The sequence below is a fragment of the Arthrobacter sp. AOP29-A2-19 genome (genome assembly GCF_058138025.1).
This window is the reverse complement of the sequence record NZ_CM176894.1, coordinates 3,456,636-3,481,725: the sequence shown is the minus strand read 5'-3', so window position 1 is coordinate 3,481,725 and position 25,090 is coordinate 3,456,636. Positions and strand designations below refer to the sequence as shown.

Annotated in this window: 26 protein-coding genes and 1 riboswitch; of the genes, 11 read left to right on the top strand and 15 right to left on the bottom strand. The window is 69.4% G+C overall.

The window, feature by feature from the left end; genetic code table 11:
* Window positions 1-44: 44 nt before the first annotated feature.
* Together AC3ZJJ_RS16095 and AC3ZJJ_RS16090 are read left to right on the top strand one after the other, a co-directional pair.
* Window positions 45-269 (top strand): heavy-metal-associated domain-containing protein, encoded by a 225-nt coding sequence (locus AC3ZJJ_RS16095; RefSeq protein WP_489892824.1) that lies wholly within the window; start codon window positions 45-47, stop codon window positions 267-269.
* A gap of 67 nt (window positions 270-336) precedes the next feature.
* Window positions 337-2,730 (top strand): heavy metal translocating P-type ATPase, encoded by a 2,394-nt coding sequence (locus AC3ZJJ_RS16090; protein ID WP_489892823.1) that lies wholly within the window; start codon window positions 337-339, stop codon window positions 2,728-2,730.
* Between the two features lie 12 nt (window positions 2,731-2,742).
* Here AC3ZJJ_RS16090 and AC3ZJJ_RS16085 read toward each other — a convergent pair whose 3' ends face one another.
* The gene (locus AC3ZJJ_RS16085) at window positions 2,743-3,687 is read right to left on the bottom strand and encodes an EamA family transporter (protein WP_489892822.1); all 945 of its coding nucleotides are present in this window, start codon (window positions 3,685-3,687) and stop codon (window positions 2,743-2,745) included.
* Window positions 3,688-3,775: 88 nt separating this feature from the next.
* Here AC3ZJJ_RS16085 and AC3ZJJ_RS16080 point away from each other — a divergent pair, with 88 nt between their 5' ends.
* Together AC3ZJJ_RS16080 and AC3ZJJ_RS16075 are read left to right on the top strand one after the other, a co-directional pair.
* The gene (locus AC3ZJJ_RS16080; protein WP_489892821.1) at window positions 3,776-4,333 is read left to right on the top strand and encodes a CGNR zinc finger domain-containing protein; all 558 of its coding nucleotides are present in this window, start codon (window positions 3,776-3,778) and stop codon (window positions 4,331-4,333) included.
* 92 nt (window positions 4,334-4,425) lie between these two features.
* Entirely contained in the window at window positions 4,426-4,752 is a 327-nt protein-coding gene (locus AC3ZJJ_RS16075) for a hypothetical protein (RefSeq protein WP_489892820.1), read from the top strand.
* 3 nt (window positions 4,753-4,755) lie between these two features.
* Here the strand turns inward: AC3ZJJ_RS16075 and AC3ZJJ_RS16070 are convergent, their stop codons facing one another.
* The 11 genes from AC3ZJJ_RS16070 to AC3ZJJ_RS16020 form a co-directional block, all read right to left on the bottom strand.
* Entirely contained in the window at window positions 4,756-5,058 is a 303-nt protein-coding gene (locus AC3ZJJ_RS16070; RefSeq protein WP_489892819.1) for a hypothetical protein, read from the bottom strand.
* Window positions 5,059-5,094: 36 nt separating this feature from the next.
* The gene (locus AC3ZJJ_RS16065; protein WP_489892818.1) at window positions 5,095-5,673 is read right to left on the bottom strand and encodes a DUF308 domain-containing protein; all 579 of its coding nucleotides are present in this window, start codon (window positions 5,671-5,673) and stop codon (window positions 5,095-5,097) included.
* Between the two features lie 28 nt (window positions 5,674-5,701).
* Complete coding sequence (locus AC3ZJJ_RS16060) at window positions 5,702-6,967, bottom strand: S1C family serine protease (RefSeq protein ID WP_489892817.1); 1,266 nt, start codon at window positions 6,965-6,967, stop codon at window positions 5,702-5,704.
* Window positions 6,968-7,037: 70 nt separating this feature from the next.
* Entirely contained in the window at window positions 7,038-8,402 is a 1,365-nt protein-coding gene (locus AC3ZJJ_RS16055; protein ID WP_489892816.1) for an MATE family efflux transporter, read from the bottom strand.
* Window positions 8,403-8,411: 9 nt separating this feature from the next.
* Window positions 8,412-9,632, bottom strand: coding sequence for an MFS transporter (locus AC3ZJJ_RS16050; RefSeq protein WP_489892815.1), 1,221 nt, complete (start codon window positions 9,630-9,632; stop codon window positions 8,412-8,414).
* Window positions 9,633-10,409 (bottom strand): CPBP family intramembrane glutamic endopeptidase, encoded by a 777-nt coding sequence (locus AC3ZJJ_RS16045; RefSeq protein ID WP_489892814.1) that lies wholly within the window; start codon window positions 10,407-10,409, stop codon window positions 9,633-9,635.
* 29 nt (window positions 10,410-10,438) lie between these two features.
* Window positions 10,439-11,125, bottom strand: a complete 687-nt coding sequence (locus AC3ZJJ_RS16040; protein WP_489892813.1) for a pentapeptide repeat-containing protein — start codon at window positions 11,123-11,125, stop codon at window positions 10,439-10,441.
* A 26-nt stretch (window positions 11,126-11,151) separates the two neighbouring features.
* On the bottom strand, window positions 11,152-13,215 hold the full coding sequence (locus AC3ZJJ_RS16035) for an ABC transporter ATP-binding protein (RefSeq protein ID WP_489892812.1): 2,064 nt from the start codon (window positions 13,213-13,215) through the stop codon (window positions 11,152-11,154).
* Window positions 13,216-14,949, bottom strand: coding sequence for an ABC transporter ATP-binding protein (locus tag AC3ZJJ_RS16030; RefSeq protein ID WP_489892811.1), 1,734 nt, complete (start codon window positions 14,947-14,949; stop codon window positions 13,216-13,218). It lies immediately after the preceding gene.
* Window positions 14,950-15,114: 165 nt separating this feature from the next.
* On the bottom strand, window positions 15,115-15,912 hold the full coding sequence (locus tag AC3ZJJ_RS16025) for a dioxygenase family protein (RefSeq protein WP_489892810.1): 798 nt from the start codon (window positions 15,910-15,912) through the stop codon (window positions 15,115-15,117).
* 68 nt (window positions 15,913-15,980) lie between these two features.
* Complete coding sequence (locus tag AC3ZJJ_RS16020) at window positions 15,981-16,424, bottom strand: SRPBCC family protein (protein ID WP_489892809.1); 444 nt, start codon at window positions 16,422-16,424, stop codon at window positions 15,981-15,983.
* A 128-nt stretch (window positions 16,425-16,552) separates the two neighbouring features.
* Here AC3ZJJ_RS16020 and AC3ZJJ_RS16015 point away from each other — a divergent pair, with 128 nt between their 5' ends.
* The 5 genes from AC3ZJJ_RS16015 (at window position 16,553) to AC3ZJJ_RS15995 (ending at window position 20,114) form a co-directional block, all read left to right on the top strand.
* Window positions 16,553-17,701, top strand: a complete 1,149-nt coding sequence (locus AC3ZJJ_RS16015; RefSeq protein WP_489892808.1) for a WD40/YVTN/BNR-like repeat-containing protein — start codon at window positions 16,553-16,555, stop codon at window positions 17,699-17,701.
* A 7-nt stretch (window positions 17,702-17,708) separates the two neighbouring features.
* Window positions 17,709-17,996: a MoaD/ThiS family protein gene (locus AC3ZJJ_RS16010; RefSeq protein ID WP_489892807.1), complete on the top strand. Its 288-nt coding sequence runs from the start codon at window positions 17,709-17,711 to the stop codon at window positions 17,994-17,996.
* Window positions 17,997-18,029: 33 nt separating this feature from the next.
* Window positions 18,030-19,067 (top strand): pirin family protein, encoded by a 1,038-nt coding sequence (locus tag AC3ZJJ_RS16005; protein WP_489892806.1) that lies wholly within the window; start codon window positions 18,030-18,032, stop codon window positions 19,065-19,067.
* A gap of 84 nt (window positions 19,068-19,151) precedes the next feature.
* Window positions 19,152-19,667 carry a GyrI-like domain-containing protein gene (locus AC3ZJJ_RS16000; RefSeq protein ID WP_489892805.1) on the top strand — a complete coding sequence of 172 codons (516 nt, stop codon included), beginning with the start codon at window positions 19,152-19,154 and terminating at the stop codon, window positions 19,665-19,667.
* 9 nt (window positions 19,668-19,676) lie between these two features.
* Window positions 19,677-20,114 carry an SRPBCC family protein gene (locus tag AC3ZJJ_RS15995; protein ID WP_489892804.1) on the top strand — a complete coding sequence of 146 codons (438 nt, stop codon included), beginning with the start codon at window positions 19,677-19,679 and terminating at the stop codon, window positions 20,112-20,114.
* Here the strand turns inward: AC3ZJJ_RS15995 and AC3ZJJ_RS15990 are convergent.
* Together AC3ZJJ_RS15990 and dnaB are read right to left on the bottom strand one after the other, a co-directional pair.
* Entirely contained in the window at window positions 20,111-21,553 is a 1,443-nt protein-coding gene (locus AC3ZJJ_RS15990; RefSeq protein ID WP_489892803.1) for an MFS transporter, read from the bottom strand. The genes AC3ZJJ_RS15995 and AC3ZJJ_RS15990 overlap by 4 nt on opposite strands.
* 2 nt (window positions 21,554-21,555) lie before the next feature.
* On the bottom strand, window positions 21,556-22,932 hold the full coding sequence (gene dnaB / locus AC3ZJJ_RS15985; protein WP_489892802.1) for a replicative DNA helicase: 1,377 nt from the start codon (window positions 22,930-22,932) through the stop codon (window positions 21,556-21,558).
* Between the two features lie 505 nt (window positions 22,933-23,437).
* On the opposite strand from dnaB, the gene AC3ZJJ_RS15980 reads away from it, so the two are divergent.
* Both AC3ZJJ_RS15980 and AC3ZJJ_RS15975 read left to right on the top strand, forming a co-directional pair.
* Window positions 23,438-23,881, top strand: a complete 444-nt coding sequence (locus AC3ZJJ_RS15980; protein ID WP_489892801.1) for a DUF1801 domain-containing protein — start codon at window positions 23,438-23,440, stop codon at window positions 23,879-23,881.
* A gap of 30 nt (window positions 23,882-23,911) precedes the next feature.
* On the top strand, window positions 23,912-24,358 hold the full coding sequence (locus AC3ZJJ_RS15975; RefSeq protein WP_489892800.1) for a hypothetical protein: 447 nt from the start codon (window positions 23,912-23,914) through the stop codon (window positions 24,356-24,358).
* A 57-nt stretch (window positions 24,359-24,415) separates the two neighbouring features.
* Here AC3ZJJ_RS15975 and AC3ZJJ_RS15970 read toward each other — a convergent pair whose 3' ends face one another.
* Window positions 24,416-24,922 (bottom strand): flavin reductase family protein, encoded by a 507-nt coding sequence (locus tag AC3ZJJ_RS15970; protein ID WP_489892799.1) that lies wholly within the window; start codon window positions 24,920-24,922, stop codon window positions 24,416-24,418.
* Between the two features lie 50 nt (window positions 24,923-24,972).
* Window positions 24,973-25,088, bottom strand: a riboswitch (SAM riboswitch).
* Window positions 25,089-25,090 lie beyond the last annotated feature (2 nt).

Below are 25,090 nucleotides of genomic sequence, written 5' to 3'. Positions count from 1 at the left end.
TAAAACCGCCAGACGCACCACACGGACCACACAAGGAGAACAGCGTGAACACCACGACCATCAGCATCGACGGCATGACCTGCGGCCACTGCGTCGCGTCCGTCACCGAAGAAATCCAGTCGATCTCGGGCGTCCAGGACGTACAGGTGGAGCTGGTCGCCGGCGGCGTTTCCACGGCAACCATCACGTCGGCGGCGCCGCTGAGCGAGGCGACGCTCAGCGAGGCCGTCGCCGAGGCCGGTTACACCATCGTCGGCGCCAACGCCTGATCCGGGGCGCCCGCCCGGCGAGCGCCCGGAGACTCGGCAAGCATCATGTGAGAGGGGAATCTACGCGATGGACAACGCCAACCTGCCAGGGCGGGACCTGCACGAGGGACCGGACCGGGTGGTCGAGCTGGACATCCAAGGGATGACGTGCGCCTCCTGCGTGTCCCGCGTGGAGCGCAAGCTCGGCAAACTCGAGGGGGTCGACGCGCTGGTCAACCTCCCGCTGGAGTCCGCGCGGGTCAGCGTACCGGCCACCGTCACCGACCAGCAACTGATCGATACCGTGAATTCCGCGGGCTACCGCGCACGCGTGAAGCAGGACGCCCATGCGCCGGCCGGCGCCGCGGCACACCACACGGCGCACACGGACGGCACGCTCAACCCGCGGCCCCGCGACGGCTCCGGGCCGCACCCGGAGGCGGACCTTCCCCCTGGTTCCGCGGCGGGCGACCACGCCACCCACAACGACCACGTCGGCCACGGGGGAACGGCCGCGGAACTGGCGCCTCGCCTCATGGTGGCCACCGCGTTCACGATTCCACTGTTTGTCATCTCGATGATCCCGAGTGCCCAGTTTCCCAACTGGGGATGGGTGGCTCTCGCGCTCGCCACACCCGTGGCCCTCTGGTCCGCCTGGCCCTTCCACCGCGCGGCGGCCATCAACGCGCGACACGGGGCATCCACCATGGACACGCTGGTCTCGATCGGCGTTCTCGCCGCCTACCTCTTTTCCGTCTGGCAGCTGATCCTGTCGCCGGACCTCACGGCGCACGCGGGCCCGGGGATGGACATGGACATGGGAGGACACCAGCTCTACTTCGAAACGGCTGGCGTCGTCGCCACCTTCCTCCTGCTGGGCCGGTTCCTCGAGGCCCGCGCCAAGGCCCGGGCCTCCGACGCCCTCAAGACCCTGCTGGACCTCGGCGCAAAGGAGGCCACCGTGATGCGCGGCGGCCGCGAGGTGCGCGTGCCCGCGGCCGAGCTCGTCCCCGGCGACGAGCTCGTGGTCCGCCCGGGCGAGAAGATCGCGACCGACGGCTACGTGGTCCAAGGTTCCTCCGCCATCGACACGTCCCTGATCACCGGCGAGTCGGTTCCGGTCGACGTCGGGCCCGACGACACCGTGACCGGCGCCACCATCAACACGTCCGGAAGGCTGCTGGTCCGCGCCACACGCGTGGGCCGGGACACCACGCTGGCGCAGATGGGCCGGCTGGTGTCCGAGGCGCAGACCGGCAAGGCGCCGATCGCGCGGCTCGCCGACCGGATCTCGGCGGTCTTCGTCCCCATAGTCCTCGCGATCGCCGTGCTCACCTTCGCCCTCTGGCTCGTCGTGGGCGGCGAGGTGCAGCCGGCTTTCACGGCCGCGGTGGCCGTACTGGTCATCGCGTGCCCGTGCGCGCTGGGCTTGGCCACACCCATCGGACTGTTGGTCGGCACCGGCCGCGGGGCGCAGCTCGGCATCCTCATCCGCGGGCCCCAGGTGCTCGAGGACACGCGCCGCGTGGACACCGTACTGCTCGACAAGACCGGGACGGTCACCGAGGGCAAGCTCTCGGTCATCGACATCGAGACGTTCGGCGAGCTGACCGGCACCGAGGTGCTGGTCCATGCCGGCGCGGTCGAGTCGGGCTCCGAGCACCCTATTGCGCACGCGATCGTCGCCGCCGCGGAGGCCACCGGCGACGACTTCCGGCTGGCCGTCTCCGCGGTCCGCGATTTCACCTCCGAACCAGGAGGCGGGGTCCGCGCGCTCGTCGGCACCGCCGTCGTGCTGGCCGGCAAGGCGCAGTGGCTGAAGGACAACGGCGTGGAGCTGTACGACGCCGACTACGCCGCGCTCCACGGCGCGCAAGACCGCGCGGCGACGGCGGTGCTGGTGGCCGTGGGCGGCAAGGCGGTGGGCATCGTCAGCCTTCGGGACACGTTGAAGCCGGGGTCGGCGGGCGCGATCGCCAGGCTGCGCGAGTTGGGCCTGCGGCCCGTACTGCTCACCGGCGACAACGGGCCGGTCGCCCGCCGGGTCGCCCGCGAGGTCGGCATCCCGGAGGACGCCGTGTTTGCGGACGTGTTGCCGGAGGGCAAGGTGGAGGCCGTCCGCCGGCTGCAGGCCGGCGGCGCGGTGGTCGCGATGGTCGGCGACGGCGTCAACGACGCCCCCGCCCTGGCGCAAGCGGACCTTGGCATAGCCATGGGCTCGGGCACCGACGTGGCGATAGCCGCGGCGGACATCACCGTGATGGGGAACGACGTCGCCCAGGTGGGCCAGGCCATCCAGTTGTCCCGCAAGACGCTCGCGACCATCAAGACCAACCTGTTCTGGGCCTTCCTCTACAACACGCTGGGAATCCCGGTGGCGGCGCTCGGGCTGCTCAACCCGATGATCGCCGGGGCGGCCATGGCGGCCAGCTCGGTGCTGGTGGTCGCCAACAGCCTGCGGCTGCGCGGATTCGGCAAGTAGGCCCGAAGGAGACTACGGGGAGCGCAGCTCGTCGGCGCGCACCAGCAGCACGCCCCCTACGATCAGCGCACCCCCGAGCAGCTGGATGCCGGCGGGCATTTCACCCAGCAGGAGCCATGCCCACAAGACCGCGAAGAGGACCTCCGTCAGCGAGACGAAGGACGCCAGCTTGGTGCCGAGCGCGCGCGCGGCCATGATGCCGGAGACGTACGCGACCACCGTGGCGACGAGCACGAGCGCGAGGAGGGCCGCCCACCAGGGCGTCGCGAACCCGACGAAGGACACGTTGCCGAACGTGGCCCTCATGGGCAGCAGGCGGGCGGCGCCCAGCAGGAACATCAGGACCGCGCCGACCACGAGCCCCCCGGTCGCCAGCACGAGCGGCGGGAGCGTGGCGTTGGCCTTGGCCGTGATGAAGAAGTAGCCCGCCAGGCCTACGGCGGCACCGAGGCCCCAGAGCACGCCAACGGGGTCCACGCGCTCGGCACCCGTCAGGTTCAGCACCAGCACCAGGCCGATCAGCGACACGATGGTGCCCGCGATGGTCAGGACGGCCGGGCGGCGGCGGCTGCGCGCCCAGAGGACCAGGACGATCAGCACCGGCGCAAGGTATTCAAGCAACAGCGCGACGCCCACGCTGAGCCGCTCCACCGCCTGGAAGTAGGCGAACTGGCAGATGCCGACACCGAAGAGACCGAACAGGACGATGGGCTTCCAGTTGGCCGGGACCGTGGCCCACCGCCCGCGCAGCGCGAAGACCGTTGGGACCAGAAGCACCAGCGCCGCACCCGCCATCCGGGCGCCGACGGCCGCGCCGCTCGTCCACCCCGACTCCAGCAGGGGCTTGGCGAAAGAGCCCGAGACTCCGAAGACGGCCGACGAGAAGAGGGCAATCCATATGCCGGCGAGCGCCGGGCTCCTGGTGGCGGTGTTCGGTGATGCTTGCTGGATTGCCATGGGCCGCCTTCGGGTGTCATGAGTCAAAGTGCGTATAGTAGTGACCACTACCCTACCCTCTGGTTGGGAGAGAAAAACAGGAGTATCGATGAGCTTTGCACCTGACACGTTGGTGGCGCTGGGTTCGGTGGTCAATCTGATCAACACTTCCGAGGCGGATGTCGATGGCTTGCTGACGCGGGCGGACCTGGACGAGTTCCTGCGGCGCGAGCAGTACACCGGCTCGCGGGCCCACACCCTCGGCGAACTGCGGGCCGTGCGCCAGCTGCGCGCCACGCTGCGTGCCATCTGGTTGGCGGACGAGGACGCGGCCGTCTCGGCCGTGAACAACATCCTGCGCAACGCGCGAGCCCTGCCCCAACTCGTCAAGCACGACCACTGGGACTACCACCTGCACGCCGATGCGCCCGGTGCCCCCTTGGCCGAACGTATGGCGGTGGAGGCGGCGATGGCCCTCGTGGACGTCCTCCGGTCCGGCGAGCTGGACCGGCTCCGGGTCTGCGCCGCGGAGTCGTGCGGGGCCGTGGTTCTGGATCTGTCGCGCAACCGCTCGAAGATGTACTGCGACACCGGAAACTGCGCCAACAGGGAGCACGTGCGCGCCTACCGGCAACGCAAGGCCGCCTCCGCGGGCCCGGCAGCGTAGGACCAGGCCGTCTCGACCAACCGGGGCCAACCGGTCATAGACTGGAACCGGGCGGGCCCACCCCGCCCGCAGGCACCACGGAAGGAAGCATCGTGACCCAAGACATCCCCGGCGACCACGCCTCGGCCGACTACGACGTCGACCTGGAGAACGCCACCGACGGTCCGCTCAAGGCCGCGGGCCGCTGGTTTGTCGGCATCGTTGACGCGGTGCTCGGCGGCGACGGATCGGACGCCATGGGAGCCACCGCCGTCGTACGCCGAATCGACAACAATGCCGAGGTCCTGCGCATCACCGGCAACAACATCGATGAGGCCGAGGGGCTGGTGGCGCTCATCCGCCGCGACCTTGAGGAGATGACGCGCGAGCAGTTCCTCCAGGAGTGGGGCGGCAAGGACGGCGTGGAAACCGCGTCCTGAGGCCTAGGCCTTCGGCTTTTTCCTGTCCGGGTTCGCGGAGGAGCGGTTCACTCCGGAGCCCTCGCCGTGGCTCTTCGGGTTTTCCTTGCTGGCCATGGTCAGGACGGAGATGACCAGCAGGCAGGCGACGAAGGCGATGCCGAACGCGGTCAGCCCGATGTCGACGCGCAGCGTCTCGTCGGAGCCCCCGGTCGCAAAGACGGCGGCGCTCACGCCGGCAATCAGACCCATGACCAGCGAGAAGATCAGCGGAGCCTTGATGCTCTGCTGCCGTTCGGGCTTCTGCTGGGACGGGTTGTTGCCCACGGGGGTTCCTCCTGAAGGGATTGAGAGACCCTCAGTCTAACGACGTTCGGGGGACCGCCGGGCATCGTGCCGGTAACCGAAGGCGGCGATCAGGCCGAAGACGGCCACGATGATCGCGCCGCCGCCGGCGATGCCGAACAGGCCGTGGGCGCCGAGGTTCAGGTCCAGCGCCAGGGAGCCCAACAGCGCGGCCCCGGTGCCGACGGACACGATTCCCGTCACGAGCAAGTCCCGGACCGCCACCAGTTCCGCGCGGTGGCGGAGCCAGGCCAACAGCTCCAGGAGGCCGGAGACCATTAGGGAGACGCCGCCGGCGACGGCCACGGCCTCCGTCGTCGGCATGACCAGCATGGCGACGGCGGCCAGCGACCAGGCGATCGCCGCACCGCCCAACAGCCCGCGCACCGGCGACGGGACAACGGCCGCCTGTGCGAAATCCCACACTGCCTTGGAGGACAGGACCAGGTAGGCGGCAAAGCAGTACGCGAACACGTTGGCCTCGGGCGCGGGCCAGAAGACGGACAGCCCTCCGAACACCGCCGCCAGGACGGCCCGGAACATCACGGGCTTCCACAGTGCTTCGGCAATTTCGGGGGGCGTCGTCAGGGAAGGCACCCTACGATCTTAGTCGCCGCGGACGAACCTAGTTGATGGCGCTGGAACCGAGCGCAACCGTGCCGGTGTGGGCCGCGCCGGCGGCGTCCGTCCAGGCGATCGCGACGTTGTCGCCGGGCTCGTGGCCGGAGAGGACCTCCGAGAGGTCGCCGTAGCCGCCGATGTCGACGCCGTCGAGGGACGTGATCGTGGAGCCCTCCGTGAGGCCCGCGGCCGCGGCAGCCGATCCCGCGGTGACCTCCACCACTCCCGCGCCCGACGCAGGAGTCTGGCCCGCCGTGGCGGTCGCCGCCGAACCGGACGTGCCGCCGTCGTATCCGTACGCCCCGTAGGCGTTCTCCCCGTAGGGCTGGGTGGCCGTCGCCGTTCCGGCAGCCACGACGGCGACGCCGAGCGCGGCGTCGGGGCCGATGTCCACGGTCCCCGACTCGTCGCCGGAGACGATCCGGTTGGCGATGGCCAGCGCGGTGTCGATCGGAATGGCGTAGCCGTTGATCTCGCTGCCGGTGGAGGCCGCCGTGGAGATGCCGACGACCTCTCCGTCGGCGTCGACCAGCGGTCCGCCCGAGTATCCGGGAACCACGTCTGCGTCGGTGACGAGGAGTCCGGAGAGGCTTTCGCCCGAACCGTCGGACGCCTGCGTGGTGATGGATTCGTTGGTTGCCTCCAGCACCCCCGCGACGGCCGTGAGGTAGCCCTGGCCCTCGCCGTTGCCGATCGCCGCGACCGCCTCCCCGAGCTCCGTGCCGTCGTCGTTCACCGTCACGGTGTCCAGTCCGGACGCGTCCCGGAGCTGGAGGACCGCGACGTCGTTCGTGGCGTCCTTGCCCACCACCGTTGCGGTGTAGGTGGCGCCGGTGTCGGCAACCGTGACCCGGACCTCGGTCGAGTCCTCGACGACGTGGTAGTTGGTCAGCGCCAGTCCCGACGCGGTGAGGACCATGCCCGTGCCGGCGGCTTCTCCGGCCGCGGTCTCCGTCTCGACGAGGAGGACGCCCGCCGCGTCCGTCCTGGTGCCGGGATCCGCCGTGGCGCTCCCGGTGGTTGCGCCGGAGTAGCCGTCGTCACCGTAGGGCGCTCCTTGCGGGGAGCCGTAGATCGAGCCTTGGCTGCCGTTGTAGGCGTCGGCGATGTCCGCGTAGCCGGCGGCGCCGAACGCCCCTGCCTCGGCCACCCGGGCGGGGGCAGCTGAAGCCGCGGGTGCGATGCATGCGATGGCCAGGGCGGCGATGCTGGCGCCGGCGCCGAGGCGGAGTCCGAGGGGATGGCGGGGGGTGCGGTTCGCGGGCTTCATGTCCATGTTCCTTTCGGGAGGTTGATGTATACATTCCAACCGTCCCTCCCATGGCCGCGCCCTGCGTCCGCTATGTTCCCGCTGTGAGCGTGGCCTGCTCCCCCATCCAGGCGTCGCCGCGCACCCGCCAGAGCAGCGTGGCTGCCCGAGCGCACATGAACACCACGCCGAACGCGAGCCACAGCCACAGGATGGCCGACGTGCCCGGCAGGTCCATCATGGCGACCAGCCAGAGCAGCGGAAGGTAGACGGCGAGCGTGAGAACCCCGGCCAGGGAGAGGTAGCGCGCGTCGCCGGCCCCGATGAGCACCCCGTCCAGGACGAACACGAGCCCGCAGACCGGCTGCGCCGCGGCCAGGACCCAGAGGCCGATCGCAGCGGCCCGCTGCACCTCGGCGTCGGGGGTGAACAGCGCGCCGGCAAATGGCGCCGCCACGGCTAGGAGCGCTCCCGTGGCGACGCCGAAGAGGAGGCCCCAGCGGGTCATGGTTGCGGTCAGGCGGCGGGCCATTGCCCTGTCCCCTGCCCCGAGTTCCTTGCCGATCAGGGCCTGCGCGGCGATCGCCAGCGCGTCGAGGGCGAACGCCAGGAACGTGAAGATGGTGAAGACCAGCTGGTGCGCCGCAAGCGTGAGCGTTCCGTGGGAGGTGGCCACCCAGACGGTCGCCAGCAGGGCGAGCCGCAAGGAGGCGGTGCGCAGCATCAGCCACGAGCCCACCTTGCCCGTGGCAAGCATGCCGCGCCGGCTGGGTCGCAGGCCGACCCCCTCCGCGCGGGTGCGGGGCACCAGCAGCCAGAGGTAGACGGCCGCCATCCCCCACTGTGCGATCGACGTGCCCAGGGCCGAGCCGGCGACTGACATCCCGGCGCCGTACACGAGCGCGAAGTTCAGCACAATGTTCGCGCCGAACCCCAAGCCGGCCACAACGAGGGGCGTCTTCGTGTCCTGCAGCCCCCTCAGGACGCCTGTCGCGGCCAGGACCAGCAGCATTGCCGGCAGTCCCGGCATCGACCAGCGCAGGAAGTCGACGGCGAAGCCGAAAGCGGCGCCCTCGGCGCCCATCGCCAGCAGCAGCGCGGGGGCGGCCAGCCATCCGGCGACCGCGAGCACCAGCCCCAGTGCCACGGCCAGCCAGACGCCGTCGCGTCCGGCCGCGAGGGCGAGGTCACGGCGGCGCGCCCCGACGTGCCGCGCCACCGCGGGCGTGGTGGAGTAGGCGAGGAAGATCATCAGTCCGACGGCGGTGTGCAGCACCGTGGTGCCAAGTCCCGCGCCCGCGAGCTCGTCGATGCCGAGGTGTCCGACGATGGCCGTGTCGGCGATGAGGAACAGCGGTTCGGCGATGAGCGCGCCGAGGGCCGGGACCGCCAGCGCCAGGATGGTCCGGCCCAGGCGGCGGGGCTCCGCGCGGTCGGTGCGGGGGTCTGGGGTCACCCTGCCAGCCTAGTGGCGGGCAGCCGTCCCGCGCAGGCAGGACGCCGCCACCGCCGCGGCCGCCGCCAGCAGCACGCCGACGAACACAACGAGTCCCGACCAGCCCAGCGGCGCGAACGCCAGGCCCACGGCCCAGCCGAACAGGCTCGACCCGCTGTAGTAGGCGAGGTTGTAGAGGCTGGCGGCCTGCGCGCGGCCACCCACGCCCAGGAGCGGCACCCATCCGCTGGCGACGGCGTGGGCCGAAAAGAAGCCGGCCGTCAGGAGGAGGAGCCCGGCGACGACGGCCGGCAGCCATTCGACGAGCGTGACCGCGAGTCCGGCGCCCATGGCGCCGATCGACCCCAACAACACGGGGAGACGTCCGAACCGTCCCACGAGGGCGCCCGAACGGCGCGAGGACCACGTCCCGGACAGGTAGGCGACGAACACCAGCGAGGCCAGGGAGACCGGTATCAGGAAGGGCGGAGCCTCCAGGCGGAACCCGAGGTAGTTGTAGACCGCCACGAAACCGCCCATCAGGAACAGCCCCTGGGCGTAGAGGGCCAGAAGCCGTGGGCTTCGCAGGTTCATCGCCAGCTTGCGGTGCAGCGGCATCGCGTCCGGGGACTTCCGCGGGATGGGGACGAAGCCCCGCGGCCTTGGCGCGCACAGGATGAATACGACCGCGGCCGCGGCGGCCAAGAGGCTCACGACCAGGGTGCCCACCCTCCAGCTGACGAACTCGCTCAGAGGGCCGGCAACGAGTCGTCCCGCCAGCCCCCCGAGGGATGTCCCGGAGATGTAGGTTCCCGCCGCGACGGCGGCGTGCAGCGGCGCGACCTCCTCGCTCAGGTAGGCCAGCGCGACGGCGGGTATGCCGCCCAGCGCGAGCCCCTCGACGAAGCGGATCGCCAACAGCGCCTCGTAGCCCGGAGCCGCCGGCACCAGCAGGCCCAGCGCCACGGCGGCGATGACCGCCACGGTCATCGTGCGCAGCCGGCCGAAGCGGTCGGCGGCCGCGGACCAGGCCAGGACGGCGACGGCCAGGCCCAGGGTCGCCGACGAAACGGCAAGCGCCGCCTGGGACTCGGACACTTCCAGATCGCGTGCGAGCTCCGGCAGGACACCCTGGACCGAGTACAGCTGGGCGAAGGTCGCGACCCCGGCGGCGAACAGCGCCAGGATCATGCGCCGGTAGCCGGGCGTGCCGTGCGCGTGCCCGGCCCATCCGCTGGATCCCTGCGGCAACTACTGCTCCAGCAGCGGCAGGACGGTGTATGCAAGCACCAGTGCCACACCGTTGTTGAACACGTGCAGGATGTAGGAGTACGCCAGCGACTTGCCGGTCAGGACGTAGGCGACGCTGATGACGGTCCCCAGTGTCAGGTACGGGACCAGCGAGGTTGGATTGAAGGAGCCGGCGCCGATGAAGTGGATGCCGGCGAACAACACAATCGAGATGGCGACGCAGACCCAGACGTTGATCTTGCGGCTCAGCTTGCCGATCAAGAGGTGCCGGAAGATGTACTCCTCGACGAACGGGCCCATCAGCACCGCGACCACGAACATCGTGGGGAAGGGCACCGACGTCGTCATGCCCTCGATCGCCAGCTGGTTCTCGCTCTTGACGGCCTGGCCCATGGTCATGAGTATCGTCGCGGTGATGATCAGGCTGCCCAGCCATCCGCCCGGGATCATAAAGCCCTTGGCCCACGGGTGGTACGCGAACGTGCGCAGGGAGGAGAGGAGGGCGCCGACGCCCATGATCATCGCGCCGGTGAACAGGACCGCGTAGGCGATGAGATTGACGGCGAAGCTGGCCGTGTCCGGCGTGGTGAACACGTCGCCGAAGCCGGGGATCAGCATCAGCAGGGCGGCGAGCCCGAGCACGAACAGCAGCAGGTAGGCCAGCAGCACCACCGCGTCCCCGCGCCTGAACGGGCCGGGATCGAACACCGGCTGGCGCCGCCTTGCGGGCGGTGTGGAATAGGGGCCCGGCACCCCGGGCTGGGGGTAGTGCTGCATGCCTTCAACCCTAGCGACTCGCCGGGGGTCTACAGCACGCGGAGACCGGCCTCCCGCGCCAGCAGCGGCGCCAGGTCCTGGAGTTGGAGTTGCCCGACGACGGCGCCGCGGAGCCCGGACAGCCCCGTGATGGCCCGGAGGCGCGCCCCGCGCAGGTCGACGTCAACGAGCCGGGCCCCGTTCACCAGCAGCGAATCGACGCGGCAGTCCTCGAACGCGACGCGGTCCAGCGAGGCGCCGCCGAGGTCCAACTCCTCGATGATGGCGTCGCGGAAAAGCACGTCCTTCAGCTTCGCCTGCCGCAGGTTCAGGTAGCCGAGCTTTCCGCCGTCGAAAAGGACCGACCGCAGGTTGGCCCCATGCAGCTCCGCGGATCCAATGCGTCCCCTGCTGATGCGCGTGTTCCGCCACCCCGAGTTCGGCGCCTCGAGGACCGGCGCGTTCAGGTCGTCGAACTCGCACTCTCCGAAGCTGGCCCGCGCCAGCGCGGCGCCCATCAGGGAGACCCTCCGGAAGCCGCACCCCGTGAACATGGTGTCCTCGAGGTCCTGGCCGTCGGCGTCGTCCGAGTCGAACAGCAGCCCCTCGCAGCGGCCGTCCGGCTCCAGTCCCGTCAGGTCGCCGCTCCCCGCATACGACGCCGGGGCGAAGGACGGCAGGCGCGGGGCCTTCGGGGCGGAGGCGGCGGCGCGGGGGGCCGAAGTGGCGGCAGGCATGCGCTCCACCCTATCGGCCAACGGGGTCAGGTGGTGCTGGCCGGCTCCTCATCCGCCGCGGGTCCGGCCGCCACCGCCGCGCCCTCGCCGTCGCCGTTGTCCGGGTCCTGTGCCGGGCCGGCGAACTGCGACCTGTACAGGCGGTGGTAGGCGCCCTGGGCGGCCAGCAGGGACTCGTGGTTGCCCTGCTCCACGATCCTCCCGGCCTCCATCACCAGGATCGTGTCGGCGTCGCGGATCGTGGAGAGGCGGTGCGCGATGACGAAGCTCGTCCTCTCCGTGCGCAGTGCGGCCATGGCGTGCTGGACCAGAAGCTCCGTGCGCGTGTCCACGGAGGACGTCGCCTCGTCCAGAATCAGCAGCGAGGGGTTGGCCAGGAACGCGCGGGCGATGGTGATCAACTGCTTCTCGCCCGTGGAGACGTTGGTGCCCTCGTCGTCGATCACCGTGGCGTAGCCGTCCGGAAGCGCGCGGACAAAGCGGTCCACGTACGTCGCCTTGGCGGCCGCGAACACCTCCTCGTCGGTGGCGTCGAGCCGGCCGTAGCGGATGTTTTCCAGGATCGAACCGTTGAACAGCCACGCGTCCTGCAGCACCATGCCGACCTTGGAGCGCAGCTCCGAACGGGCCAGGGACGTGATGTCCACGCCGTCGACCGTGATCCGGCCGCCGTCGAGCTCGTAGAAGCGCATGACCAGGTTCACCAGCGTGGTCTTGCCCGCGCCGGTGGGGCCGACGATCGCCACCGTGTGGCCCGGGTGGGCCTCGAAGGAGAGGTCCTCGATCAGCGGCTTCTCCGGGTCGTAGGAGAACGTGACGTCGTGGAACTCCACGTGCCCGTCCGTGCGTTCCGGCAGGCTCGCCGTAGCCGTCTCGCGATCCTGCTCGTCGGCATCGAGCAGCTCGAACGTCCGCTCGGCCGAGGCGACGCCGGACTGCAGCATGTTGGCCATCCCCGCCATCTGCCCCAGCGGCTGCGTGAACTCGCGCGAGTACTGGATGAAGGCGGTCGCGTCGCCGAGCGTCATCTGGCCGGACGCCACGCGCAGGCCGCCGACGACGGCGATGCCTACGTATGCCAGGTAGGAGATGAACTGCATCACCGGGAAGATTGTCCCGGAGACGAACTGGGCGCCGAATGATGCCTTGTAGAGCTCTTCGTTGCGTTCCTCGAAGTTGTCCCGGGCGTCCTGTTCGCGGCCGAAGACCTTCATCAGGTCGTGGCCGGAGAACGATTCCTCGATCTGACCGTTGAGCGCGCCGGTGGACTTCCACTGCGCCGCGAACAAACCCTGCGCCTTGGTGCCGATCAGCGCGGCGGCGACGGCGGAAAGTGGCAGCGCGACCAGCGCGATCAGCGCCATCTGCCACGAGACGATGAACATCATGACCACGATGCCGATGACCGTCAGCAGCGACTGGACCAGCTGGGCGAACGCCTGCTGCAGCGCATTCTGGATGTTGTCGACGTCGTTGGTGACGCGCGACAGCACGTCGCCGCGCTGGCGGGTGTCGAAGTAGTTGAGCGGGAGGCGGTTGAGCTTGTCCTCGACGTCCCTGCGCAGGTTGTAGACCACGCGCATCACAAGCCGGTTCAGGATGTAGCCCTGCGCCCACATGAAGAACGAGGCCACGAAGTACATGGCCAGGACAATCATGATCAGGCGGCCGAGCTCGACGAAGTCGATGCCGACGCCGGGGACCACAACCATGCCGGAGAGCATGTCCGCGAAGTCGTCCTGCCCCTGGGCGCGGAGCCCGGCGATGATCTGCTCCTGCGTCGCTCCCTGCGGGAGGTCCCTGCCGATGACGCCTGCGAAGATGACGTCCATCGCCTGGCCGAGGATCTTGGGGGCGATGACGGTCAGCACCACGCTGGCCGAGACGAACAGCAGGACCAGGGTCATGCCGAGTTTCTCCGGCGCGAGCAGACCAACCAGCCGCTTGGCGGACGGCCAGAAGTGCTGGGCCTTGCGGACGGACTGCTGGCCTCCCCAGCCGTCGTCCATGGACATTTCCTGGAACTCTTCCGTCCCGTCCTCGGCGGCCGGATCGGTCACTGCCTCGGCGTTCTTGTTGCTCTTCGCCATCTAGGCCACCTCCTCCACACTGATCTGCGACTCGACGATTTCCCGGTACGTGTCCGAGGACTCGAGCAGTTCCTCGTGGGTTCCGCGGGCGACGATCGCGCCGTGGTCCAGAACGAGGATCTGGTCCGCGTCCGTGATCGTGGACACCCGCTGCGCGACGATGATCACCGCCGCGTCCTTGGTGGGTTCCTTCAGGGCGGCTCGGAGCCGGGAGTCCGTCGTGACGTCCAGCGCGGAGAAGGAGTCGTCGAAGAGGTACACAGACGGGCGGGCCACGATGGCGCGTGCGATGCACAGCCTCTGCCGCTGCCCGCCGGAGACGTTGGTCCCGCCCTGGGACACGGGCGATTCGAGCTCCCGGGCGCGCTCCCTCACGAACCCGTCCGCCTGCGCCGTGTGGAGCGCCGCCCACAGCTCCTCGTCCGTCGCGTCGGTGTTGCCGAAGCGGAGGTTGGACTCGATGGTCCCGGAAAAGAGGTAGGGCCGCTGGGGCACGGTCGCCACGCGTTCGGAGATCTGGGCGCGCGTCAGTGCGCGCACCGGGACGCCGTCCAGAAGCACGTCGCCCGAGGCGGCGTCGTACAGCCGGGGAATCAGGTTCAGCAGGGTCGTCTTGCCGGCGCCGGTGGAGCCGATGATCGCCGTCGTCCTGCCGGGCTCGACCGTGAAGTTCAGGCCGCTCAGCACGGGCGCCTCGGCACCTGGGTATCCGAACGTGACGTCGCGGAATTCGACCGTGCCCTTGCGGGGAACGTCGACGCTCGGCGTCTCGGGATCCCGGAGCGACGGCTCGACGGCAAGCACCTCGGCGATGCGGTCCGCGCACACGGCGGCGCGCGGAATCATCATGGCCATGAACGTTCCCATCATCACGGCGACCAGGATCTGCAGCAGGTACTGGAGGAAGGCCGTCAACGCGCCCACCTGCATCTCCGCCGTATCCACGCGGTGGCCCCCGAACCAGAGCACGGCGGCGGTGGCGAGGTGCAGCACCATGCCGATCAGCGGGAACATCAGCACAAACAGGTTGCCGACCTTCACGCCGACGTCGGTCAGGCGCTCGTTGGCACCGGCGAAGCGCTGGGTCTCGAAGGGTTCGCGGACGAAGGCGCGGACCACGCGGATGCCGATGATCTGTTCGCGCAGGACCCCGTTGATGGAGTCGATGCGCTCCTGCATCAGGCGGAAGAGCGGCATCAGCAGGTAGACCAGGAACCCCACAACCACCACCAGCACGGGGACGGACACCCAGACGAGCCACGACAGACCGGCGTCCTCGCGGAGCGCCATAACGATGCCGCCGATGCACATGATGGGCGTGGAGACCATGAAGTTCAGGCCCATCAGCACCAGCATCTGGACCTGCTGCACGTCGTTGGTGCCGCGGGTGATGAGCGTCGGCGCGCCGAACTTGTTGACCTCCTGGGCGGAGAAGGACGACACCTTGTGGAAGACGCCGCGGCGCAGGTCGCGCCCGACCGCCATGGAGGTCTTGGCGCCGAAGTACACGGCGGCGACGGCGGTGAGCACCTGCACGAACGCGACGGCGAGCATCACGCCGCCGGTGCGCCAGATGAAGTCGGTGTCCCCTAGCGTGACGCCCTTGTCGATGATCTGGGCGTTCAGGCTGGGAAGGTAGAGCGTCGCGATGGTCGTGGCGAGCTGGAGGAGCAGCACGGCCGCGATCCAGCGCTTGTAGGGCTTGGAATACTGGATGATGAGACGCAAAAGCATGGGGTTCGAGTCCTTCTCAGACGCCCCTCGCCCGCAGTGCGGCGGCGGAGGGGAACGCCCGCGGGCCTTCTGCACCGGGAGCAAGCAAAACACTACCGGGCGGCGGGGACATTTCAATCCGTCCCAAGGATGATTCGACGACTGGGCGGGCCAGGCCGAAAGAGGTCAGCCCAGAGTCCAGGACCTCTTGGAGAGGCCGAACCAGAAGCCGTCGATCGCCGTCCTCGCCTCTATGCCGCCAGAGGCATATGCCGCTCCGAGCGCGACGTAGAGCGGCGCCCAGTGCTCGGAACGCGGATGGGCCTCCCGGGCCGCCGGAGCCTTGTGCAGGAAGTCGAGAATCGAATCGACGTCGCCGCTGGCCATGGCCTCCTCCGCCCAGTGGTCGAATTCACTGGACGCCGCCGGCGGGGCGGCGTCCGGGCCCGCGGCCGGATTGAACCAACGCAGATTGTGGGTGGTGAAGCCCGATCCGACGATCAGCGTGCCGCGGTCGCGGAGCGGCGCCAGCGACTTCCCAAGCTCGAACAGTCCCTGCGGGTCCAGCGTCGGCATGGACATCTGCACCACGGGCACGTCGGCGTCGGGGAACATCTCCTTCAGGGGCACGTACGCGCCATGATCCAGGCCCCGCTCCTCGTCGCGCTCCACGTGGTGACCGTGGTCGCCCGCCAGTCGCGCGACCTCGTCCGCCAACTCCGTGGCCTGGGGGGCGTCGTAGCGCACGTCGTAGTACTTCTGCGGGAAGCCCCAGAAGTCGTAAACCAGCCCGGCGGGCCGCCTTGTGGCACTGAGCGTCACGGGCGCGTTCTCCCAGTGCGCCGAGATCATCAAAATGTCCTTGGGCTTGCCCACGGCGCCGGACCATTCGGCGAGCTCGCGCGTCCAGCGCGCGTCGTCCGCGAGCGGCGGGGCGCCGTGGCTGAGGAAGAGAACTGGTGGCCGCTCGGTCGTCTGTGTCATGGAACCAGTCTAGGACATTTTAATTGAAGATTCAAGCAACGTTGGGGGCAGTCCTTTTTCACCGCGCCCTAGAGGGCAGACAGGTGCCGGTCCAGTTTCCCGAACGACGACGTCCACCCGCCGGCCGCCATCTCAAGGAGAGCAGCGTCGTAGGGTCCCTGCGTCAACGTCATCCGCGTACCGCCGCCGGAGCGTTCGGCGAGCGCGACGCGCAGTTCCATCACGTTTCCGCCGGACTCCTCGGTCGCCGGCGTCCGTCCGACCAGCAGCTCGTTTTCGACGAACTCCACCAGTTCCGCCGTGATCGGGGCGCCCTGGCTCGGGTCCTCGTCGGAGACCATCTCGAGGTGCCACTCTCCCCCGCGGCGCGGATCCACGCGGACGCTCTCCTCCGGAACGGACCAGCCGTCGGGCCCGAACCACGATGCGAGCACCTTGGGATCTGTCCAGGCGCGCCAGAGTTCGGCGGGGGGCGCGTCGAAGTCGCGCTGCAGTTCAAGATTTTCGCTCATGGCCCCGAGACTACGCGGGGGCGCATGGGCGTCAACAGCCCGGGACGGCCGCCGGCGCGTAGACGGCCGAATAAATTCTGCCCCGGACGGCCTTGCCGGGCACCCCGGGCGGTGGTGGACTGTGTGGCATGAGCAATGGAACCCCCACCTCCCCTGCCGTCCTCGCGACGCAAGAGCGCTCGGACGCCGGCGCGGCGACCATCATCGCCATCGGAACCAAGAAAGGCCTCTGGCTGGCCAAGAGCGAGGACCGGCGGAGCTGGACGCTCGACGGTCCGAACTTCCTCAACGTCGAGGTTCCCTCGGTCGCCATCGACACCCGCGACGGCAACACGCGCATTCTCGCCGGCATCAACGACTGGCACTGGGGACCCACGGTGGTCTACTCCGACGACCTGGGCGCCTCGTGGTCCGAGCCGGAGAACGGGGCCATCAAGTTTCCCGAGGACACGGGGGCGGCCCTGGAGCGCATCTGGCACATTCGGCCGGACACGGCTGAGAGGCCCGGCGTGGTCTGGGCCGGCTGCGAACCGATCTCCGTCTGGAAATCAACCGACGGCGGCGAACACTTCGAACTCAATCGGGGCTTGTGGAACCACCCCCACCGCAAGGCGTGGCAGCCCGGTGGGGGCGGGGCCACGGCGCACACCATCGTGCCCAACGCCGACGACCCGAACGTGGTCCACGTGGCCATGAGCACCGGCGGCGTGTACCGGTCCCGCGACGGCGGACAGTCCTGGGAGCCCCGCAACCGGGGCATCGCCGCCGGGTTCATGCCCGACGGAGAGCCCGAGTTCGGCCAGTGCGTCCACCGAATCACTGCGGACGCCGGCAACCCGGACCGCCTCTACGCGCAGAACCACGGCGGCGTCTACCGGACCGACAACGCCGGGGACCAGTGGGTGAGCATCGCCGACGGGCTGCCCGCGGATTTCGGTTTCGTTTTCCTCACCCACCCCCGCACCCCGGGCACGGCCTGGACCGTCCCGCTGAAGGCCGACTTCCAGCGCACGCCCGTCGACTCGCGGCTGAGTGCCTACCGCACCACCGACGCCGGAGCCACCTGGGAGGAACAGCACACCGGCCTGCCCGACGTCGAATGGAACTCCGTGCTGCGCGACGCCGCGTCCGTGGACGACCACGACGGCGACGTTGGCGTCTACTTCGGAACCCGCGCCGGAGAGGTGTTCGCCAGCACGGACGAGGGCGCTACCTTCACGACCGTCGCCGAGCGGCTCCCCGACGTGCTGAGCGTCCGCGCCGCCGTCGTCCGCTAGGCGCGCCATGGCCAGCGTGACGATCCAAGTCCCCGCGGTCCTCGCCCCCACCGTGGGCGGGCGCCGGGTCTTCGACGTGGAGTGTGGCGACGGCGCAAGCGTGGGCAGCATCCTGGACGCCGTCTCGGCGGACTTTCCGGTGTTCGCCCGCCGGATTCGGGACGAGACGGGAAAGGTCCGGCGGTTCGCGAACGTGTTCGTCGGCCAGGACAACATCCGCGACCTCGAGGGGCTGGACACCCCCGCGCCCGACGGCGCGCGGATCATGGTGATCCAGTCGGTGGCTGGCGGCTAGCAGCAGGCGGGCCGGCGGGCCTAGGCTTGCGGCATGAGCAACCTGGACCCGGCACCGGACGAACTCCTCTGCGACGGCGGCGGGGCGGCCCACGCCGGAATCGAGGTCCTGGAGCCCCGGAACGTCCCGCTCGGCGGCCCGCGCGCCATGGACGTCCGGCGGACCCTTCCCCAGCGGCAGCGCAGCCTCATTGGGGCGTGGTGCTTCCTGGACCATTACGGGCCGGACCGCGTGGCGGCCTCGGGCGGCATGCAGGTCCCCCGGCACCCGCACACTGGCCTGCAGACCGTCAGCTGGCTCTTCACGGGGGAGATCGAGCACACGGACTCGGCCGGCAACCAGGCGGTCGTCCGCCCGGGGGAACTCAACCTCATGACCGCCGGGCGCGGTATCACCCATTCCGAGTTCTCCACGCCGGGCACCGATGTCCTCCACGGCGCGCAGCTGTGGACCGCTCTGCCGGACGCCACACGCCACGCGGCGCCGGGGTTCGAGCACTACCGCCCCGAGCCGGTTGCAGGCGACGGCTGGGAGATGCGCGTGTTCCTGGGCTCACTCGCGGGCAGCGTTTCCCCGGTGCGCACCCACACCCCGCTGGTGGGCGCGGAACTGCTGCTCGATCCCGGGACGGAGATGACCCTGGAGCTTGCTCCGGGCCACGAGCACGGCGTGCTTCTGGACGCCGGCGAGCTGTCCCTCGACGGGCATCCCGTGGCCAAGGACCACCTGGCCTACCTTCCGACCGGCCGCACCGCCGTCGTCCTTGCCGCGGGCGGCGAGGGCCGCGTGCGGGCGCTGCTGATCGGGGGCGAGCCACTGGGGGAGCAGATCGTCATGTGGTGGAACTTCGTGGGCCGTACGCACGAGGAGGTCGTCGCCTACCGCGCCGCCTACCAGGCGGAGATGGGCTTCGAGCCCGCGGTTCCGACTTCCGACGGCACCAGCCCCGAGGAATCGGGCGCGTACGACGACGGGGCGCCGTTCCCGCGCTTCGGACCGTTTCCCGACGGCGGGGCTCCGGCGCTGCCCGCCCCCGTCCTGCCCCCTGTGCGGATGCGCCCGCGCGGCTAGCCGGTCCGGCCCCTTTTGCGCATGATGGGCCGCGCGTAGAGTGGCGCGCACGACGCCCGCCACACCTTTTGCGAGGAGCAGACCATGACCGAGCACAACACGCACGTGGCCCCGGCCCGTCAGACTCCGGAAATCCTGAACCTGGCCGAGGCCCGCACCGCCGTCGTCCGCGGCGCCAACATCCCGGCGGAGTCCATCGCGGCGTTCTACGACGCATCCTTCAACGCCCTCGCCGGCTTCCTGGAACAGCGCGGGCTGACACCGGTCGGACCCGCGTTCGGCCTGTACACGCGGATGCCGAGCGACACCATGGACCTCGAGGTGGGCTTCGCGATCGACCACCCGCTGTCCGGGGATCACACCTTGGACGACGGGACGGTGGTGCACGCGTCGGTGTTGCCGGGAGGTTCCGCGGCCACGGTCTCCCATCTGGGAAGCTACGAGCAGCTGAGCGGGGCATGGTCCGGTCTGATGGACTGGGTCCGGGACAACGGCCGCACGCCCGGCCTGCCGTTCTGGGAGGTCTACGTCACGGAACCGTCGCCGACCGCGGATCCCTCGAGCATGCGAACGGACCTCTACCTCCCGGTCGACCGGTAGCGTTCGGTCATGGACTTCAGCCACGAAATCATCGTCAATGTGGCGCGCGAGCGCTTCATCGAACTCTTCGACGACCCTGACAACCTGCCCAAGTGGCAGGAGGGACTCGTCGCCTTCGAGCCGCTCGGCGGGACGCCTGGCCACCCCGGGGCCACGTCCAAGCTGACGTTCAAGCGGGGCCGGGGCACCATGGAGATGGTCGAGACCATCACCCGCCGGGAAATGCCCGACGCCTTCGACGGCACCTACGACGCGCGCGGCGTCCACAACATCAGCCGCAACGAGTTCCACGAGGCGGGGCCCGGCGCGACGAGGTGGGTCGCGCACAACGTCTTCGAATTCCGTGGGGCGATGAAAGTCATCGGCCTGCTGTTCGGCAAGTCCTTCCCCAAGGAGAACCAGAAGTTCATGGAAGCGTTCAAGGCCTTCGCCGAGCGCGCCGCCTAAGAGGCGGACCGGCTTGTGGCCGCTCCCCGGGGAGCGGGACCAACAACGCGCCCCGACAGCACGAACGCCAGGGCGGCGCAGAAAAGGGTCAGCGCGAACACCGCCGGGAAGGGAAGCCCGGCAGGAGCGAAGGCCGCGAAGGCGAGACCCGTCGCCGCGAGCGCGAGCGCCGCGCCGAGAGCGTCGGAGATGGACAGCGCGGAACTGTTGAACCCCTGGTTCGCCGGCGTGGACAGCGAGAGAGTCATCACGCTGAGCCGCGGGTACACGAGCCCCATGCCGGCACCGGCCAGCGTCCAGCCGGCCACCACAACGGCGCCGGGCAAGTGGGCGGCCGAGGCGGCCAGGACCACGGCTATCGAGGCCGCGACCGTTGCCGCGCCAACGCGCATGGCCACCACGTGCGGCAGTCGATCGCCGAGCCGGCCCTGCACGGCCGACGCCGCGGCCCAGGTCAGGGCCGATCCCGTCAGTCCGAGCCCGGCGAGGGCGGGCGGGAATCCGTAGTTGTCGGTCAGGAGATAGGGGACGTAAACCTCCGCGCCCATAAACCCGGCGGAGACCAGGCCGCGCACCAGGACGACGGAAGGCAGTCCCCTGGCGGCGACCAGCGTGCCCCGCGGAACCAAGGGGCGGACGGCCCAGAGGGCGACGGCGGCGGCCGCCACGGCCAGGAAAGGGCCTGTCAGTGGAACCGCCCCGAGCCGGTCGAGGCCCAGGACGGCGGCCGCGGCCACGCAGGACCAGGCCAGCCGGGCCGCCGCCAGGCGACGACCAGCTCCGGCTCGGAGATGTTCCGCGCCCGGCCCGCCCGCACCAGCAACCGCACCGGCCCTACCCGCCGCCGGCCGCGGCAGGGCCGCCAACGCCGGGCGAACCATCAGCGTCGCCGCCGCCACGAGGACAACGACACCGAGGAACACCCACCGCCAGCCGATCGTGTCCGCAACGATGCCGGCGGCGAAGGGCCCAATCAACGAGGGGATGACCCAGGCGGCCGCGAACGCGGCGAAGATCCTCGCGTGCAGGACGGGCGGGTAGAGCCTGGCCACCAGGACATAGAGCGCGACCGTCACCGCGCCGCCGCCCAGGCCCTGCACCAGCCGGCCGAGCACAAGCGTCTCCATCCCGCCGGCGAAGCCGCAGACGAACAGCCCCGCGACGAACGTGGCCACCGCCGCGTAGAGGGGGCCTGTGGGGCCGGACCGGTCCGACCACGTGCCCGCGGCGACCATGCCGACGACGGAGGTCGCCATCGGGCCGGCGAAGGCGAGCGCATAGAGGGCGGCGCCGCCAAGCTCCGCGCTGACCACGGGCATAACCGTCGTGACGGCCAGCGTCTCGAACGCGGAGAGGAATACCAGCGCAAAGGAGCCGACCGTGCTCCAGACCAGCCCTCGACCAAGGATGCCGGAGGGACTCGGCGCGTAGTTGGTCACGCCTAGAAGCCCCCGCCGCCTTCGCTGGCCATGTTGTTGAAGCGGGAGTAGTGGCCTTGGAAGGCCACAACCATGGTCTTGGTCGGGCCGTTGCGGTGCTTGGCCACGATCACGTCCGCCTCGCCGGCGCGCGGGGATTCCTTGTCGTAGATGTCCTCGCGGTGCAGGAGGATGACCATGTCCGCGTCCTGCTCGATCGAGCCGGACTCGCGGAGGTCGGAAACCATCGGCTTTTTGTCCGTGCGCTGCTCCGAACCACGGTTCAGCTGCGAGAGCGCGATCACCGGGACGTCGAGCTCCTTGGCCAGGAGCTTGAGCGCCCGGGAGAACTCGGAGACCTCCTGCTGTCGGGACTCGACGCGCTTCCCCGAGCTCATCAGCTGCAGGTAGTCCAGGACCACGAGCTTGAGGTCGTGCTTCTGCTTCAGGCGGCGGCACTTGGCCCGGATCTCCATCAGCGACATGTTCGGGGAATCGTCGATGTAGAGCGGGGCGTCGTTCAGGCGCCCCATGGTGGTGGCGATCTTGCCCCACTGCTCGTCCTTGACCGTGCCCTTGCGGAGATCCTGCAGGCCGATGCTGGCCTCCGCGGACAGCAGGCGCATGGCGATCTCGTTCCGCCCCATTTCCAGCGAGAAGAACACCGTGGTCAGATTGTGCTTGATGGCGGCGGAACGCGCGAAGTCCAGCGCGAAGGTGGACTTGCCGACCGCGGGGCGCGCGGCGATGACGATCATCTGCCCGCCGTGCAGGCCCTGCGTCAGTTCGTCGAGTTCGTAGAAGCCGGTTGGCACGCCGATCATGCCCTCTCCGCGGCTGCCGGCGGACTCGATCTCGTCGACCGTCCCCTCGATGATGTCCCGCAGGGCGACGTAGTCCTCCGCCGTGCGCCGCTCGGCCACGGCATAGATCTCCGCCTGGGCCTGGTTGACGATCTCGTCGACCTCGCCGTCCTGCGAGTAGCCCATCTGCACGATCTTCGTGCCGGCCTCCACGAGGCGGCGCAACACGGCACGCTCGCGGACGATCTCCGCGTAGAAGCCGGCGTTCGCCGCCGTCGGAACCGACTGGATCAGCGTGTGGAGGTAGGCGGGCCCGCCGATTCGGGAGATCTCGCCGCGTTTGGTCAGCAGGTCGGAGACCGTCACGGCGTCGGCCGGTTCGCCTCGGCCATAGAGGTCGATGATCGACTCGTAGATGGATTCGTGCGCGGGCCGGTAGAAATCGACACCGCGGAGGACCTCGACACAGTCCGCGATCGCGTCCTTGGAGAGCATCATGCCGCCCAACACACTCTGCTCCGCCACGAGGTCCTGCGGCGGGGTGCGTCCGAAGTCGGACTCCCTCGATCCCTTGGGCTCCGCTTGCGTCAAAGACACGGCACTTACCTTCCAACTGAGCGCGGAGCGGCCTGCGGTGCGCTCCGTTGTTTCCTCCAGTATCCCAGCGGCTTCCCACGCCCGGAGAATGTTGTGCACAGCGCTGCGGGGGGATTGCCGGGTATCCACATATGGACCGGAGACCTTGTCACCATAGACCCTTAAATGCCCACACCCAAGGCACTTATCCACAGCCCGTGTGGAGAACCTGTGTGTTTAGCGGCGTGTTGTGTGCACAGACTGGGGACGAACCTGTGGATGAAAAATTTGTTTCAGGAATAATCGCGCTCTGACTAGGCACTTCTTTGTACACACCCCTTGTGAGGAAAGTTTTTTTATCCCAACATTCACCCGGCACTTGGATGTTTACTGGCGAGTAAACCGGCACGTGTGAGACTAGTTACCCACATATCCCCAAGTTATCCACAGACACGCCGAGGATTGGCCCCGACGGCCCGCGCGAGCCGTTCTTGTTGCCCGTGTGGGGCACTGCGATACTGGGCCCATGACCGAAGTCAAGACGGCCCCGCGTTCCGCGGATCCACGGGAATTTGTTGCCGCCCTCGAACACCCGGTCCGCCGGTCGGACGCCGAGTACCTGATGGAGATGATGGCGGACGTCACGGGCCAGCCGGCGATCTTGTGGGGACCAAGCATCATCGGATTCGGCGCCTACCACTACCGCTATGCTTCGGGCCGCGAGGGCGACGCCTGCGCCGTGGGGTTTTCGCCGCGCAAGGCCAGCCTCTCCCTCTACGGACTGACCTACGGCCCCGACGCCCCGGGGATCCTCCCCCTCTTGGGCAAGCACAAAGTGGGGGCCGCCTGCCTCTACGTGAACAAGCTCGCGGACGTCGATCTCGACGTCCTGCGCGGACTGACGGCGATCGGCTACCGCCACGTGATGGACAACCTCCATAACGCCGGCGCGGCCCACCCCTCAACCTAACGGCGCACGGCGCCACAGAGGAGCACAACCATGTTTGGACTGACCCTGCCGGAGTTGCTTGTCACGGTGTTGGTGGTCGGGGCGCTGCTCTGGTTGCTCGTGGCCGCCATCGCGTCGAGGCCGCAAAACCAGACGAACGAGGCCGATCTCTACATCGCACGGCTCAACGAGGCGGCGGCACAACAACAGCGGCAGGAGACGGAGCGTGCCGACAAGATCCGCCAGGCCACCATGGCCCGCACGGCAGCGGCGGCCCGCACCTCCACGGGCAGGAACGGACAGGGCGCAGCCTCGTCTGCCAGCCGTGCCGCCACCGCCCGTGGCTCCGCGCAGGCGTCCGGGGATCCCGAGTATCTCGAGACGGTGCAGCTGATCCGGGCGGGGAAGACGCTGGAGGCGATCCGGAAGGTAAGGCGGGACACGGGCATTTCCGTGGCGGAGGCCACCAAGTTCGTGAACTCTCTCCGCGCCTCCTAGGGTGGCCGCCGCACCCGGTGCTCCGGCACCCGGCTGCGTGTGCCTGGAGGCATTGACCTAGACCAGTGCGGCTTCCTGAAGCCTGCGGAACTCGGACCCGTGGAAGACCAGTGGCTCGTTGGCGTCACCGTGTGTCTCGTGTCCGTGCACGCGCAGGATGACCACGTGGTGGTCGCCCGCCGGCACCTCCTGCTCCACGCTGCAGTCGAGCCACAGCGCCGCGTCGTCCAGGAACAGCGCACCGTCGTCGGTGGATTCGAGTTTGAGCCCCGCAAAGCGGTCGCCGCTCCGCGAAGCTATCTGGCGGCAGACCCCCTCGTGACGCTCTCCCAGAACCGAGACGCCAATCCTTCCGGCGGCGCGCACGATCGGCCAGGTGCGGGACGTGTTCTGCACCGCGAACATCACCAGCGGCGGATCCAGTGACACCCCGACCGTGAAGGACGACGCGATGATCCCCTGCGGCTTGCCGTCGATGATGGCGCACAGGGCCGCGATGCCCGAGGGAAAGCGTGCAAAGGCCTTGCGGAGCGAATCTGGCTGGAGGTTTTCTGTCAGCGGCATGACGTTCCTTCGGCGTAGTGCACACCGCTGCGCCAGAGATGCGCCCGCGGGTGCGGTACTTGCCACGCCGGTGTATCCGGGCGGCCGAATCATCACCTGGAGCACCCCACTACCTTGAGAGGGTTGCCGTCCAACTAGCCAGGGCTTCGCGTTGGCACTCTTGATTCA